This is a genomic window from Allobosea sp. 05T438 (assembly GCF_056396025.1).
Window position 1 is genome coordinate 390,831 of sequence record NZ_JBFTKQ010000002.1, and the last position, 14,431, is coordinate 405,261.

At 65.7% G+C, this 14,431-nt stretch carries 13 protein-coding genes; 6 read left to right on the plus strand and 7 right to left on the minus strand.

The window, feature by feature from the left end:
* Positions 1-65: 65 nt before the first annotated feature.
* The 3 genes from AC1DIN_RS05715 to AC1DIN_RS05725 all read right to left on the minus strand — a co-directional run bounded on the left by AC1DIN_RS05715 (position 66) and on the right by AC1DIN_RS05725 (position 2,914).
* Entirely contained in the window at positions 66-941 is an 876-nt protein-coding gene (locus tag AC1DIN_RS05715; protein WP_441468669.1) for an ABC transporter permease, read from the minus strand.
* Complete coding sequence (locus AC1DIN_RS05720) at positions 938-1,774, minus strand: ABC transporter ATP-binding protein (protein ID WP_476809005.1); 837 nt, start codon at positions 1,772-1,774, stop codon at positions 938-940. Before AC1DIN_RS05720 ends, AC1DIN_RS05715 begins: the two co-directional genes overlap by 4 nt.
* Positions 1,775-1,882: 108 nt before the next feature.
* Complete coding sequence (locus tag AC1DIN_RS05725; RefSeq protein ID WP_476809006.1) at positions 1,883-2,914, minus strand: ABC transporter substrate-binding protein; 1,032 nt, start codon at positions 2,912-2,914, stop codon at positions 1,883-1,885.
* Between the two features lie 148 nt (positions 2,915-3,062).
* Between AC1DIN_RS05725 and AC1DIN_RS05730 the strand changes: the two genes are divergently transcribed.
* Positions 3,063-3,863, plus strand: coding sequence for a creatininase family protein (locus AC1DIN_RS05730; protein WP_476809007.1), 801 nt, complete (start codon positions 3,063-3,065; stop codon positions 3,861-3,863).
* A gap of 98 nt (positions 3,864-3,961) precedes the next feature.
* Here AC1DIN_RS05730 and soxR read toward each other — a convergent pair whose 3' ends face one another.
* Entirely contained in the window at positions 3,962-4,417 is a 456-nt protein-coding gene (soxR, locus tag AC1DIN_RS05735) for a redox-sensitive transcriptional activator SoxR (RefSeq protein ID WP_441468673.1), read from the minus strand.
* A 76-nt stretch (positions 4,418-4,493) separates the two neighbouring features.
* Here soxR and AC1DIN_RS05740 point away from each other — a divergent pair, with 76 nt between their 5' ends.
* Positions 4,494-5,087, plus strand: a complete 594-nt coding sequence (locus tag AC1DIN_RS05740) for an NADPH-dependent FMN reductase (RefSeq protein ID WP_476809008.1) — start codon at positions 4,494-4,496, stop codon at positions 5,085-5,087.
* 201 nt (positions 5,088-5,288) lie between these two features.
* Entirely contained in the window at positions 5,289-6,053 is a 765-nt protein-coding gene (locus tag AC1DIN_RS05745; protein ID WP_476809009.1) for an MBL fold metallo-hydrolase, read from the plus strand.
* 123 nt (positions 6,054-6,176) lie between these two features.
* Here the strand turns inward: AC1DIN_RS05745 and AC1DIN_RS05750 are convergent, their stop codons facing one another.
* The 3 genes from AC1DIN_RS05750 to otnK form a co-directional block, all read right to left on the minus strand.
* Positions 6,177-7,706, minus strand: a complete 1,530-nt coding sequence (locus AC1DIN_RS05750; RefSeq protein ID WP_476809010.1) for a malonate--CoA ligase — start codon at positions 7,704-7,706, stop codon at positions 6,177-6,179.
* A 181-nt stretch (positions 7,707-7,887) separates the two neighbouring features.
* The gene (locus tag AC1DIN_RS05755) at positions 7,888-9,222 is read right to left on the minus strand and encodes a malonyl-CoA decarboxylase (protein WP_476809011.1); all 1,335 of its coding nucleotides are present in this window, start codon (positions 9,220-9,222) and stop codon (positions 7,888-7,890) included.
* Between the two features lie 153 nt (positions 9,223-9,375).
* Positions 9,376-10,641 (minus strand): 3-oxo-tetronate kinase, encoded by a 1,266-nt coding sequence (otnK, locus tag AC1DIN_RS05760; RefSeq protein ID WP_476809012.1) that lies wholly within the window; start codon positions 10,639-10,641, stop codon positions 9,376-9,378.
* A 303-nt stretch (positions 10,642-10,944) separates the two neighbouring features.
* Between otnK and AC1DIN_RS05765 the strand changes: the two genes are divergently transcribed.
* The 3 genes from AC1DIN_RS05765 (at position 10,945) to AC1DIN_RS05775 (ending at position 14,421) form a co-directional block, all read left to right on the plus strand.
* The gene (locus AC1DIN_RS05765; protein ID WP_476809013.1) at positions 10,945-12,450 is read left to right on the plus strand and encodes an ABC transporter substrate-binding protein; all 1,506 of its coding nucleotides are present in this window, start codon (positions 10,945-10,947) and stop codon (positions 12,448-12,450) included.
* Between the two features lie 145 nt (positions 12,451-12,595).
* Complete coding sequence (locus AC1DIN_RS05770) at positions 12,596-13,540, plus strand: ABC transporter permease (RefSeq protein WP_476809014.1); 945 nt, start codon at positions 12,596-12,598, stop codon at positions 13,538-13,540.
* Entirely contained in the window at positions 13,540-14,421 is an 882-nt protein-coding gene (locus AC1DIN_RS05775; protein ID WP_476809015.1) for an ABC transporter permease, read from the plus strand. Before AC1DIN_RS05770 ends, AC1DIN_RS05775 begins: the two co-directional genes overlap by 1 nt.
* The last annotated feature ends 10 nt before the right edge of the window (positions 14,422-14,431 follow it).

Sequence of the window (14,431 nt, forward strand, 5' to 3'; positions counted from 1 at the left end):
AGGCTCGGAAGCCACGCTCCATGCAATGACAGCCGGAATCCGACGGCTTATCTGGCAGACCGGCGTCAGTTCTCGCGCCGGATCGCGCTTTCGTGCCAGCGGTGCAGCAGCAGGTACGAAATCAGGCTCGTCGCAAGAAAGATCGCGATGCCCGACAGCGAGATCATGACCAGGGCTGCGAAGACGCGCGGGATCTTGAGCTGATAGCCCGCCTCCAGGATGCGATAGGCCAGGCCCGAGGCACTGCCGCCCGTCCCCGCGACGAACTCCGCCACGACAGCGCCGATCAGCGCGAGGCCGCCCGAGATCTTCAGCCCCGCCAGGAAATAGGGCAAAGCCGCGGGAAGCTTGAGATAGCGCATCGTCTGCCAGCGCGAGGCGCCGTAGAGTTCGAACAGGTTGACGAGGTTATGGTCGGCCGAATTCAGCCCGAGTATGGTGTTGGACAGGATCGGGAAGAAGGCGACGATCCAGGCGCAGATCAGCAGCGACAGGTCGATATCATTGGCCCAGATGATGATCAGCGGGGCGATGGCGACGATCGGCGTGACCTGCAGGATCACCGCATAGGGCAAAAGCGCCATCTCCAGCCATTTCGACTGGCTGAACAGAACGGCGAGCGTGACGCCAACGACGATCGCCGCGGCCAGCGCCATGAAGGTGATCTTCAGCGTTACCCAGAGCGAGCCGGAGAGCGTGCCCCAGTCCGCGACCAGCGTCTGGCCGACCAGGATCGGCCCGGGCAGGACATAGGACGGAATCTCGTTCCAGCGGACCGCGGATTCCCAGATTGCCAGTACGATCACACCGATCGCGAGCGGGGCGAGGATACGCGGCCAGACGCTGACCGGCAGGCCGAGAATGCGTGCCTCGGCCGCGGCCACGGGCAGCGCCTGCGCGTCGGTGCCGTCCGACACCAGCGTTTCGACGGGCGCGCTCATCGGCCAATCGCCTCCTTGAGCTTGGTGGAGGCGACGCGGCAGAGATGGGCGTATTCGCCGGAGGTTCGGAAGAGTTCGTCGCGCGGATAGTCAGCCTCGACGGACAGGTCCGCCATGACCCGGCCCGGCCTGGCTGCCATCACCACGATCCGCTGCGAGAGATAGACCGACTCGAACACCGAATGGGTGACGAAGACGGCTGTGAAGCGCTCGCGCCACCAGAGTTCCAGCAGGTCGTCGTTGAGGCGGTGCCGGGTAATCTCGTCGAGCGCCGCGAAAGGCTCGTCCATCAGCAGGATCTTCGGGCGCATCACCAGCGCACGGGCGATCGAGACGCGCATCTTCATGCCGCCCGAGAGTTCGCGCGGATAGGATTTCTCGAAGCCCTTGAGTCCGACCAGCGCCAGCATCTCGGCCGCGCGCGCCTCGGCTTCTGCCCGCGGGACGCCCTTGAGCTTCAGCGGCAGCATGACGTTGGCCAGCGCGTTCGCCCAGGGCATCAGCGTCGGATCCTGGAAGACGAAGCCGAGATCGCGCGCACCATGGCCGGCACTTCCCTGCGCGGCACCCGTTTCACCGGACCAGGTGATCGTGCCCGAACTCGGCGCGCCGAGGCCCGCGATCATGCGCAGCAGCGTCGACTTTCCGCAGCCGGAGGGGCCGAGCAGGCTGATGAACTGCCCTGCCCCGAGTTCGAGATCGACATCGCGGACGGCGAGCGTGCCGTTGGCGAAGCGCTTCGAGACCTGCCGGACCGCCACCAGCGGGGCAGCGGCGCCATCCTTGTCCTTGGGTGTGCTCAGATAGGCTGTGTCCAAAGCCTGATGATCCATTTACGAAAGCCGTCAGTCTCGGGCGAAGCGCAGCGCAGACCCGAGAATCTCAGGACGAGAAGGCACTGGTTTCCAAGATGCCCGGGTCAAGCCCGGGCATGACGCATCTCAGGCCTTGCCGATGCCCTTGTTCACGAATTCCAGGCTGTAGGCCTTCCTGACGTCGACACCGGCGGGGATCACCCCGGCCTCGGTCATCGTCTTGGCGAAGCTCGCCCAGCGCGCATCGGTCATCGCACCGATGCCGAGCGTCAGCGCGTCGCCGGACAGCACGATGCCGCGCTCGTTCATCACCTTGAGGGCGTAGTCGATCTTCTCCTGATCCATGTCGGGATTGTCCTTCAGGATCCGGGCGTTGGCGGCGGCGATGCCGGGGCCGCCCTTCATGTATTCGGCCCAGCCCTCGAGCGTCGCGTCGACGAAGCGCTGCACCAGCTCCTTCTTCTCCTGCGCCATCTTCCGGGAGATCGTGATGGTGGTGTTGTAGTTCTCGAAGCCGGCATCGGCGAGAAGATGGACGACCGGCTCGACGCCCGCCTTGCGGATGACGAAGGGCTCGGAGGACAGGAAGCCCTGCTGCGAGATCTTCTTGTCGGCCAGGAACGGCGCCATGTTGAAGGTGTAGGGGCGGATCTGCTCGTCGCGATAGCCGAACTTCAGCTTCAGGAACGGCCAGAAGCCGACGCGGGCCTGCGCGCCGATCAGGATCGGCTTGTCCTTGAGGTCGGCGAGCGTGTCGTTGCCCTGGCCGGGATGCGAAATCAGGACCTGCGGGTCCTTCTGGAAGATCGAGGCGATGCAGAGGAAGGGCAGGTTCTCCTGCGCGAAGCTCAACGCCTCCAGCGAATTGCCCATGATCATGTCGACGCGGCCGCCGAGCAGAAGCTGGGTCGGGTTCTGCTGCGGGCCGCCGGGTCTAATGTCGACCTCGATGCCGTATTTCTTGTAGATGCCGTTGGTCGCGGCCAGATAGAAGCCGCCATGCTCGGTCTGGGCACGCCAATTGGTCTGGTAGCTGACCTTGTCGAGCGTCTGCGCATTGACGCGCGCGCCCGGCACGGGGATGAGCAGGGATGCGGTCGAACCGCCGATCAGGCCGAGCGCGGCGCGCCGGTTCACGCGATATTTCATCGTCGTCATCTCGATATCTCCCCTGCGCCTGCCGCCGGACCGGCCACTGGCCCGTCTCCTTATCCCATGCGATAGGACGGCGGGACAATGCAACGCCGCGCCACCGGGTTTCTGCACAGAAACGAGGCAATCGCGCCGGCTCCTGACAGGCCTGATCATGACCGCACGTTTCTGGGGCGACCTGAAGAGTTCCGATTTCGCCGTGCTCTCGCCCGAGCGCACCGTTGCGGTGCTGCCGCTGGCTGCGATCGAGCAGCACGGCCCTCACCTGCCGGTTTCGGTCGACACCACCGTCATGAACGCGATGCTGGCCGAGGCGATGCCGCTGGTGCCGGCCGATCTCGACGTGCTCGTCCTGCCTACTCAGGCGGTCTGCAAGTCGAACGAGCATCTGCACTCGCCGGGAACGCTGACGATCGGCTGGGAGAGCGCGATCCGCTCCTGGATCGAGATCGGCGAGAGCGTGAAGCGGGCGGGCTTCCGCAAGCTCGTGCTGATCACCTCGCATGGCGGCAATGTCGACCCGATGAAGATCGTCGCGCGGGAGCTGCGCGTCGGCCACGGCATGCTCGCCATCTGCACCGCCTGGATGTCCTTCGGCCTGCCCGACGGGCTCTATGGCGAGCTCGATATCCGCCACGGCATCCATGGCGGCGATGTCGAGACCTCTCTGATGCTGCATTTCCGGCCGGACCTCGTCGATATGAGCAAGGCCGAGTATTTCAAGCCGCATACGGTGACGATGGCCGAGGAAGGCTACACGCATCTGCGGCCGACCGGCCCGCATGCCTTCGCCTGGATGGCGCAGGACGTGAACCGCTCCGGCGCGGTCGGCGACGCCAGCCTCGCGACGGCGGAGAAGGGCAAGGCCACCGCCGCACTGCAGGCGAAAGGCTTTGTCCAACTGATGGCCGATGTCGCACGCCTGCCGCTCGATACGCTCTACAAGGCGGACTGAGCTTCTAGCTCACCCCTCCTCAACGTCATTCCGGGCTCGGCCCGGAGCGACGACGGCGTGTTTCCGCACAAAGTCACAGGCGCGCTTTCCGGCACCTCTCAATCCGGATCGAGGAGGCGCGGACCCGGCCCCTCTTCGCCCAGCCGGTCGAGCGGATTGTGCAGCGGGCAGTCTCGAACCGACAGACAGCCGCAGCCGATGCAGCCATTGAGATGATCGCGCAGCCGCGTCAGTCGGTCGATGCGGCGCTCGAGTTCCGCCTTCCAGGCTGATGAGAGCCGCGTCCAGTCGGCGACGGTCGGGGTGCGCTCCTGCGGCAGAGCCTTGAAGGCCTCGCCGATGGTCTTCAGCGGAATGCCGGCGCGCTGCGCCACCTTGATGATCGCGACCCGGCGCAGCACTTCGCGCGGGTAGCGGCGCTGGTTGCCCGGCGTGCGATGGCTGCGGATCAGCCCTTCCGCCTCGTAGAAATGCAACGCCGAGACGGCGAGGCCACTGCGGCGCGCGACGTCGCCGACGCTGAGCTCGCCCGGCAAGGACCAATGCTGGGACATCGGAAACACCTCTTGACCTTAACCTTACTTGAGGTTCTATAAGCCCTGCTCCCGTGATGCAAACCGGAGCGTTTCCATGCACCAGAAGGTCGATACGAGGATCAGGCTCGCCCTGATCTATGGCAGCAGCCGCGAAGGCCGCTTCTGCGACAAGGTCGCCGGCTGGGCGATATCGCAGATCGAGGGTGACGGCCCCTTCGACCTTGCCGTCGTCGATCCCGGCGACATCGACCTGCCGCCGCGCCATGTCAGCGGCAAGCACCCTGCCCTCGAAGAACTCCGGCAGGTCATCGACTGGGCAGACGGCTTCGTCGTGGTCACACCCGAATACAATCGCGGCTATCCGGCGATCCTGAAGTTCCTGATCGACGCGGTCGGGCCGGAATGGCGCGGCAAGCCGGTCGGCTTCGTCTCCTATGGCGGCATCTCCGGCGGCCTGCGCGCCGTCGAGCAACTGCGCCTCGTCTTCGGAGAGCTGCACGCCGCGCCGATACGCGACGGCGTCGCCTTCGCGGATGTCTGGAGCCGCTTCGATGCGGAGGGCGGCCTGCTCAACGCCGACCGTACCGAACAGGCGATGGCGACGATGCTGGCGCAGCTCCACTGGTGGGCGAGCGCGCTGCGCACCGCGCGCCGGAGCGTACCTTATGGCCAGTTTGCGCCAGCCTGATACCTCACGCGAACGTGGGAAGAGCTTCACAAATCCGAACTGGTCTCACCGTGTCGGGATGCGGAACAATGCCCGCCCCGAGACTAGATCGCCACGCGTCCTATTCGGACGCAAAGTGGCGATCCAGCTCTTTGTCCTAACATCGGATCTTTCGAAAAGTGCATTCCACTTTTCGGTCCGATGCCCGAGGAGCCGACGGATATGAAGCTCAAACTTCTCCGCAACGCGACGCTGAAACTCGACTATGGCGGCAGGACCTTCCTGATCGACCCCGATTTCGGCCCGCGGCACAGCCGCCGCTCCTTTACCGGACGCTCGCAGAACCCGATGGTCGACCTGCCCGAGCCGATCGAGGACATCCTTGCCGGCGTCGACACGGTGATCGTCTCGCATCTCCATGCCGACCATTTCGACGACATCGCCAAACAGCGCATCCCGAAGAACCTGCCGGTCATCTGCCAGCCCGGCGACGAGGCGGCGATCGCGCAGGCGGGCTTCTCCTCGATCACCGCGATCGACTGCTTCGTCAGGCTGGGCTCGATCGTGCTGAAACGGCATCCGGCCCAGCACGGCACCGGCGCGGTCGTCGAGACGATGGGGCCGGTGATGGGGCTCAGCTTCGAAGCGCCGGGCGAGCCGACCATCTACTGGTGCGGCGACAGCGTGCTCTATCCGCCGCTGCGCGACGCCGTGGCCGCGACCGGCCCGGACATCATCGTCACGCATTCCTGCGGCGCGATGTGGGACAACACCCTGATCGTGATGGACGACGAGCAGACGCTCGATGTCGCCGACGCCTTCCCGCGCGCGACCGTGATCGCGACGCATATGGAAGCGCTCGACCACGCCACGGTGACGCGGGCTGCCTTGCGGAAGGCAGCGAAGGAGCGCGGCGTCGACATGCAGCGCCTGCGCATTCCCGCCGATGGCGACACGATCGAACTCGGTGTACCCGCGCTGTTGTGAGCCGTTTCAACCAAGCGTCATGCTCGGGCTTGACCCGAGCATCTCTGGAAAGAGAAGCGCCTCATCCTGCATGAGATTCTCGGGTCGAAGCTGCGCTTCGCCCGAGAATGACGGTGCGGGCCGTTACTCCCCCGCCTTCAGCTGCTTGGCGTAGATGTCCTTGTACTGCTCGCGCAGCAGGTTCTTCTGGACCTTGCCCATGGTGTTGCGCGGCAGCTCGGGCACGACGAAGACCTGCTTGGGCTGCTTGAACTTGGCAAGCCGCTGCTCGAGCGCCTTGGCAATGGCCTGGGCGGTGATGTCGGCGCCGGGTTTGGCGACGACGACCGCGGTCACGCCCTCGCCGAAATCCGGATGCGGCACGCCAATGACTGCGCTCTCGATTACGCCCGGCATCTCGTCGATCTCGGTCTCGACTTCCTTCGGATAGACGTTGTAGCCGCCGGTGATGATCAGGTCCTTGCCGCGCCCGACGATATGGACATAGCCGGCGGGGTCGATCTTGCCGAGGTCACCGGTGATGAAGAACCCGTCAGGGCGGAACTCCGCCTTGGTCTTCTCGGGATTGCGCCAGTAGCCCTTGAAGACGTTCGGGCCCTTGACCTCGATCATGCCGATCTCGTCGGCAGCCAGCGCCTTGCCCGTCTCGGGATCGACCACGCGCGCCGAGACGCCCGGCAACGGGAAGCCGACCGTGCCGGCTACCCGATCCCCCTCATAAGGGTTCGAGGTGTTCATGTTGGTCTCGGTCATGCCGTAGCGCTCGAGGATGGCGTGGCCGGTGCGGGCACTCCACTCCCGATGCGTCTCGGCCAGCAGGGGAGCCGAGCCGGAGACGAACAGGCGCATATGCTTCGTCGCTTCCTTTGTCAGGCGGGCATCCTGCAAGAGCCGAACATAGAAGGTCGGCACGCCCATCATGCTCGTCGCCTGCGGCAGGTACTTGAAGACCTGATCCGGATCGAATTTCGGCAACAGGATCATCGAGGCGCCGGCGAGGAGGATCACATTCGTCGCGACGAAGAGGCCGTGCGTGTGGAAGATCGGAAGGGCGTGCAGCAGGACGTCGCCCTTGCCGAAGCGCCAGTAGTCGACCAGCGCCAGCGCATTGGACGACAGATTGTCGTGGCTGAGCATCGCCCCCTTGGAACGGCCGGTCGTGCCGGAGGTGTAGAGAATGGCGGCAAGGTCGTCCGGCCCGCGCGAGACATCGGCAAAGGTGGCCGAAGCCGTATTGGCCTTGTCGAGCAGGCTGCCATTGCCGACCCCGAGCGTCTCCAGCTTCGCGCCGGCCTTCTCGGCATAGGGACGTAGCGCTTCGGCCTTCGCGGGATCGCAGACGAAGACCGCAGGCTCGGCATCGCCGAGGAAGTACTCGATCTCGGCGGGGGTGTAGGCGGTATTGAGCGGCAGGAAGATCGCGCCCGCCCGCACCGTCCCGAGATAGAGCATCAGCGCCTCGAAGCTCTTCTCGACTTGAACAGCCACGCGGTCCCCTGGCTTTACGCCGAGCTCGACGAGCGCATTGGCGAAGCGGGCGGAGACGGCAAGCATGTCGCCATAGGAGAAGCGCCTGCTGTCATCGAGCTCGGCGAAGAGCGCATCCGGCGCCGGCATGCGCGAGCGGATCAGGTCGAACAGGTGATTGCCCATGATTTCGGGTCCTTTCAGGCGTTTCCGTGTCAGCGTCGTTTATGTGCAGCCCTCATCCTGAGGAGGCCCGCAGGGCCGTCTCGAAGGATGGTCCAGATGGCTGCGGAGCCTCCTGGAGCATCCTTCGAGACGCCGCTGACGCGGCTCCTCAGGATGAGGGCTGACGGGGTCTGCATCGCGCTCAACTCGTCGCCGGGCGCAGGAGCTTGCGCACACTGGATGAGGCCACGACCGTGTTGCGGGTGGCGAAGGCCTCGTGATTGGTCTCGATGTCGTCGAGGTCGTAGCGGTAGTTCACCATCACGCCATGCGACTCGCGCAGGCCCCGCGCAGAGAGATTGCCGCTGACATTGATGCGCTCCAGCCGCGCCCCGTTGCCGAGATGGAAGCGCGCGACGGGGTCGATGACCCGGCCCGAGGCCGTGCGTGCCCGCAGCAGGTATTCCGCGGTCATCTGGCCGAGCAGCTTGTCGCGGCGTGCCTTCGTCGCATCGTCGAGCGAGATGGTCTCGCCGGCGGGCCGGGCAAGCTCGGAGCGCTCCTCGTTGGTGAGCGCAACATCGCCGGGTTCGGCCGCGACGCCGGCGAGCCAGCGGGCGAAGCCCGGCACAGGCGAGAGGGTGACGAAGGTGTCGAGGCCTGGCAGCTCGCGCCTCAGGTCCTCGGCGACCTGCTTGATCAGGAAATTGCCGAAAGAGATGCCGCGCAGGCCTTCCTGGCAGTTCGAGATCGAATAGAAAACCGCCGTCGTCGCCGCCTGCGCCGGCAGGACCTCGCGCTCTGGCTGGAGCACCTCTCCGATGCTGCGCGGAATATCCGTCGTGAGCGCCACCTCGACGAAGATCAGCGGCTCATCGACGAGCTGCGGATGGAAGAAGGCGAAGCAGCGCCGGTCGGCCGGCTCGAGCCGGCGCCTGAGATCGTCCCAGCCCTGGATTTCGTGCACCGCCTCGTAGCGGATGATCTTCTCCAGCACATTCGCGGGCGTGCGCCAGTCGATGCGGCGCAGGACGAGGAAGCCGCGGTTGAACCAGGAACCGAAGAGGTGGCGGAAATCGTCGTCGATCGCCTTGAGGTCGGCTTGAGTCTCCATCGCCTCGAACAGCGCCTCGCGCATCCGCACCAGCACCGGCGTGCCTTCCGGCGCGAGGTTCAAGCGGCGCAACAGCTCCTGCCGGCGCGGCTCAGCAGCAAGATGCAGGGCCGAGACCGCGGCAGCATCGGGCTTTGTGCGATAGGCCTCGATCGCCCTGTCGAGCCGGTCGTGATCCGGCCCGAAGCGCTCCTGCAGCAGGTTGAAGAAGGCGAGCCGGCCAGGCTTGTCGAGCCGCTGCCAGGCTTCGAGCACCGCCTGCGCCAACGCCATCCCGGAGGCCTCGCCCCGGCCGGAAAGCAGATCCTCGCAGAGCCGGTCGATCGGACGGGCGCGATTGCCGAGGAAGCGCTCGAAACCGATCAGGGCTCGGCCGCGATCGGCCACGCTCGTCAGAAGTTCGCCGAGAAACGCCATATCCATGCGGGCCTCTTGGTTGCCGTGCGATCCTAGAGCGCGCCGCACCCTGACGGAAGCGCGTCGGCACAGTCGTGTTGCGTCATGCCCGGGCTTGACCCGAGCATCTCGAACGCCAGAGATCTCTCGTGCCGGGATTCTCGGGTCGGCCTGCTCCCATCAGCGCAGCAGGCTCCAGGCTTTCAGGAAGAAATCCGGCGTGCCGAAATTGCCCGATTTCAGCGCCACGACCATATCCGGTCCGTCCACGACGCGCGTCCAGGGCACACCGGGATCGATTTCCGGGCCGATCTCCAGCGTGCGGATGCCGAGACCCAGCACGGTCGCGCCGGAGGTCTCGCCGCCCGCGACGAGCAGCCGCGTCACGCCGCCCTCCGATAGACGCCGCGCGACCTCCGCGAAGGCGTGCTCGACGATGCTGCCCGCCCTTTCGCGGCCAAGCTTGCCCTGCACGGCTGCGACTTCGGCGGGATCGTCGCTGGAGTAGATGAGGAACGGCCTGTCGGCCGGCTGTGACAGCGCCCAGGCGGCAAGGCCGGCCGCATCCTGGCTGCCGTCGACCAGCGCGAAGGGATCGACCTTGAGCGCCGGATAACCCGCTTCAAGCGCCGCCCTGATCTGGCCGCGCGTCGCGGTCGAGCAGCTGCCGGAGATGATGCCGGCACGACCGGCGGGCGCCTTGAGCTCCCGCGGCCCGGGACGCTCCGGCAGGAGGCCGGCGCGGCGGAAATTCTGCGGCAGGCCCATGGCGATGCCAGAACCGCCGGTCAGCAGGACGTGCTCGGACACCGCATGGCCCAGCGTCATCAGGTCTTCGTTGGTCAGGGCGTCCGTGACGGCATAGCGGACGCCGTCCGCCTGCAGCTTGGCGAGCCGCGCCTTCACCGCCGCGGGGCCTGCCAGCACAGTGACGTAGTCAACGAGGCCGACCTCCGTCCCGGCCTGCGCCGCCATCAGACGCATCAGGTTGGAATCGCGCATCGGCGTCAGCGGATGGTCCTTCATCGAGCTCTCGTGCAGCGGCACGGCGCCGACGAAAAGATAGCCCTGATAGATCGAGCGGCCATTGGCCGGGAAAGCCGGGCAGACAATGGCGAGCCCGGCGCCCAGACGCTCCGCCAGCGCATTTGCCACCGGGCCGATATTGCCCTCGGCCGTGGAATCGAAGGTCGAGCAGTATTTGAACAGGATCTGGCGCGCACCGCCCTTCAAAAGCGCTTCGCAGGCGGCGAGCGAATCCGCGACGGCCTCGGCCACCGGATTCGTCCGCGACTTCAGCGCGACGACGACCGCATCGGCCTCCGGCAGCGTGCTGCCGGCCGGCGGCACGCCGATGACCTGGACGGTCCGCATGCCGGCGCGGTTCAGCATCAGCGCGACATCGGTCGCGCCGGTCATGTCATCGGCAATCACGCCCAGCAGCATGCGGTCCTCTCCCTCGGCCATCCGGCTCGGTTCTATGATTGCCGTTTTAGCGGCCGATTAGTGTCGAGGCGACTGCCATCGCCGCATCCGCCGGTCCTCCTGAAGGCATGCGTCGTGGCCTTGCTCGATCGACGTTCAGCTCTGCCTCTCGATCAGGCAGCGCTGCCTGCGAATTGATGCGGCGCATGATCGACGGCCCCGCCATTCTGAGTCAGGTTGGTGCCATGAGGAACGAATTCGGCGTGGCGGTGCGAAGCGAGCCGGCCGGGTGCGGTTCTGACAATCGGCACAAGGGGGAGAAGCATGAAGCTGTTGAAGGTTGCAGTCTCGGCCGCCGCGCTCGCGCTGGCGACGCTTCCCGCACTCTCGCAGGCGCCCTCGACCCTGCGCATCGGGCTGCAGGAAGACCCCGACATGCTCGACCCGCACAAGGCACGCACCTTCGTCGGCCGCATCGTCTTCATGGGGCTGTGCGACAGGCTCGTCGACATCACGCCCGAACTGAAGCTGGTCCCGCGGCTGGCGACGGAATGGAACTTCTCCCCCGACGGCCTGACGCTGACGATGAAGCTCCGCAGCGATGCGAAGTTCCATGACGGCGAGGCCTTCAATGCCGAAGCCGCCAAGGCCAACCTCGAACGCGCGATGACCTTGCCGGACTCGCTGCGCAAATCGGAGCTGGCCTCGGTCGACAAGGTCGAGGCGCCGGACGCCACGACGCTGGTGCTGAAGCTGAAGCGGCCCGACGCCACGCTGCTCTCGCAGCTTACCGACCGCGCTGGCATGATGCTCTCGCCCAAAAGCCTTTCCGGCGATGTCACGGCAAAGCCGGTCTGTTCCGGCCCCTACAAGTTCGTCGAACGCGTCCAGAACGACCGCATCGTGCTGGAAAAGTTCAAGGAGCATTGGGAAGCGGACAAGTACAATTTCGACCGCATTCTCTATCGCTCGATCCCCGACACGACCGTCCGCCTTGCCAATCTGCGCTCGGGCGAGCTCGACATGCTGGAGCGGCTGGCGCCGACCGACGTGAAATCGGCTCAATCAGACAAATCGCTCAAGGTCATGAGCATGGCCAATCTCGGCTACCAGGGCATCACCATCAACACCAACAACGGCGAGGCCGCGAAACAGCCGGTGGGCCAGGACAAGCGCGTGCGCCAGGCGCTTTCGCTCGCCATCGACCGCAAGGTGCTGAGCCAGGTCGTGTTCGAAGGGCTCTATGAGCCGATGAACCAGCCGTTCAACCCGGGCAATTTCTACATCAGCGCCGATCTGCCGGTTCCCGCCCGCGACATCGCCAAGGCCAAGGCTCTGCTCAAGGAAGCCGGGCAGCCCAAGGTCACGGCCGAGCTCTTCGTCACCAACAACCCCGTCGATGCCCAGCTCGGGCAGGTGATCCAGGCGATGGCGCAGGAGGCCGGCATCGACATCCAGATCCGCTCGACCGAATTCGCCAGCCAATTGCGCGACCAGCAGCAGGGCAAGTTCCAGATGAGCCGGATCGGCTGGTCCGGCCGCATCGATCCGGACGGCAACATCCACCCCTTCGTCACCACGGGCGGCGGACAGAACGACGGCAAATACTCCAACCCGGAGGTCGACCGCCTGCTGAACCAGGCCCGCACGGTCTACGAGCCGGCCGAGCGCAAGAAGCTTTACGACGCGGCGCAGAAGATCCTGCAGGACGAGCTGCCGATCATCTATCTCTATAACCAGACGGTGTTCTTTGCGATGCGCTCGAACATGCAGGGCTTCGTGATCAACCCGGACGGGATGATCCGGCTGGCGGGGCTGAAGCGCTCGTGAGAGCCTGCGGACTGGTGGGCCATGGCGCGGCTGCTGCCATGGCCGTCATTGCGAGGAGCGTAGCGACGAAGCAATCCAGCGGCGGCCGTGCTCTACGCCCTCCTGGATTGCTTCGCTTCGCTCGCAATGACGGCTGGAGCGACCAATGGCGACCCTGATCATCCGCCGCTTCCTGATCGCGATACCGACGCTGTTTCTGGTATCGCTCTTCGTCTTCGCCCTGCAGCGCGCGCTGCCGGGCGACCCCTTCCTCGTCATCGCCGGCGAGGAGCGCGATCCGGAGGTGATCGCGCGGCTCCGCGAGATCTATCGGCTCGACGATCCGATCTTCGTCCAGTTCTTCGCCTGGCTCGGACAGGTGGTCCAAGGCGATTTCGGCCGCTCGCTGCGCACGGGCGAGCCCGTGCTCGGGCTCATCCTGCAGAAGCTGCCGGTGACGATCCAGCTCGCCACTGCCTCGATCCTCGTCGCGATCTCAATCGGCATCCCGATCGGGATCCTGGCGGCGCGGCGCAAGGGCACGATCGTCGACTACTCCGCCAGCGCAGTCGCGCTGTCGGGGCTATCGATCCCGAATTTCTGGTTCGGGATCATGCTGATCCTGCTGGTCTCCGTGCACCTGAAATGGCTGCCGGCCTCGGGTTATGAATCGATCTTCGTCCACCCCTGGGAGGCGATCCAACGGCTGATCATGCCGGCCTTCGTGCTCGGCAACGGACTTGCCGCCTTCCTGATGCGCCATACCCGCTCGGCCATGCTCGAAGTGCTGCGCTCGGACTATGTCCGCACCGCCCGCGCCAAGGGGCTCGACGAGGATACGGTGGTGCACCGCCACGCGCTTCGCAACGCGCTGGTGCCTATCATCACGCTGACGACCCTGCTCTTCGGCGAGCTGCTGGCGGGTGCGGTGCTGACCGAGCAGGTCTTCACCATTCCCGGCTTCGGCAAGCTCATCGTCGATGCCGTGTTCAACCGCGACTACGGCGTGGTTCAGGGTGTCGTGCTGTGCACCGCCATCGGCTTCATCCTGATGAACCTCGTGGCCGACATCCTCTACATCCTCGTCAATCCGCGCCTGAGGACCGGCTGATGGCATCGCTCGATTCCATTTCCTCCGCGGGCGCCGCGAGCGGCGTCACGGCGCGCCCCGGCGTTCTCGCCCGGCTGGTCCGCAACAAGTCCGCACTGATCGGCGGCGGGCTCGTGCTGATCTTCGTGCTGATGGCGGTGCTCGCTCCGATCCTGCCGCTGGCCGACCCGTTCAAGTCCAACTTCCTCGCCATCCGCAAGCCGCCCTCGGAGCTATACTGGTTCGGCACGGACGAGCTGGGGCGCGATCAGGTCTCGCGGCTGTTCTTCGGCGCGCGGGCCTCGCTGCTCGCCGGGATCGTCTCGGTGCTGATCGCGGTGGCGATCGGCCTGCCCTTCGGGCTCCTGGCCGGCTGGTATGGCGGCTGGACCGACATCGTGATCTCGCGCGTCACCGAGGCGCTGCTCGCCTGCCCGTTCCTGATCCTCGCCATCGCCTTCGCCGCCGTGCTCGGTCCGTCGCTGACCAATGCGATGATCGCAATCGGGCTTGCGGCGGTGCCGATCTTCATCCGGCTGATGCGCGGCCAGGTGATGAGCGTGAAGATGGAGGATTTCGTCGAGGGAGCACGCGCGGTCGGTGCGCGGGACGCGAGGCTGATGTTCCGCCATGTGCTGCCCAACACCCTGTCCCCCATCGTGGTGCAGTCGACATTGTTCATGGCGCAGGCGATCATCCTGGAAGCCGCCCTTTCCTTCCTCGGCCTCGGCCAGCAGCCGCCGGCGCCGTCCTGGGGACAGATGCTCAACGTCGCCAAGAACTTCATGGAGCAGGCGCCGTGGATGTCGGTGGCGCCGGGCGTCTGCATCTTCCTCGCCGTGCTCGGCTTCAACCTGCTCGGCGACGGCCTGCGCGACGCGCTCGATCCAAAAGAAAACTAGGCTTTCAAGG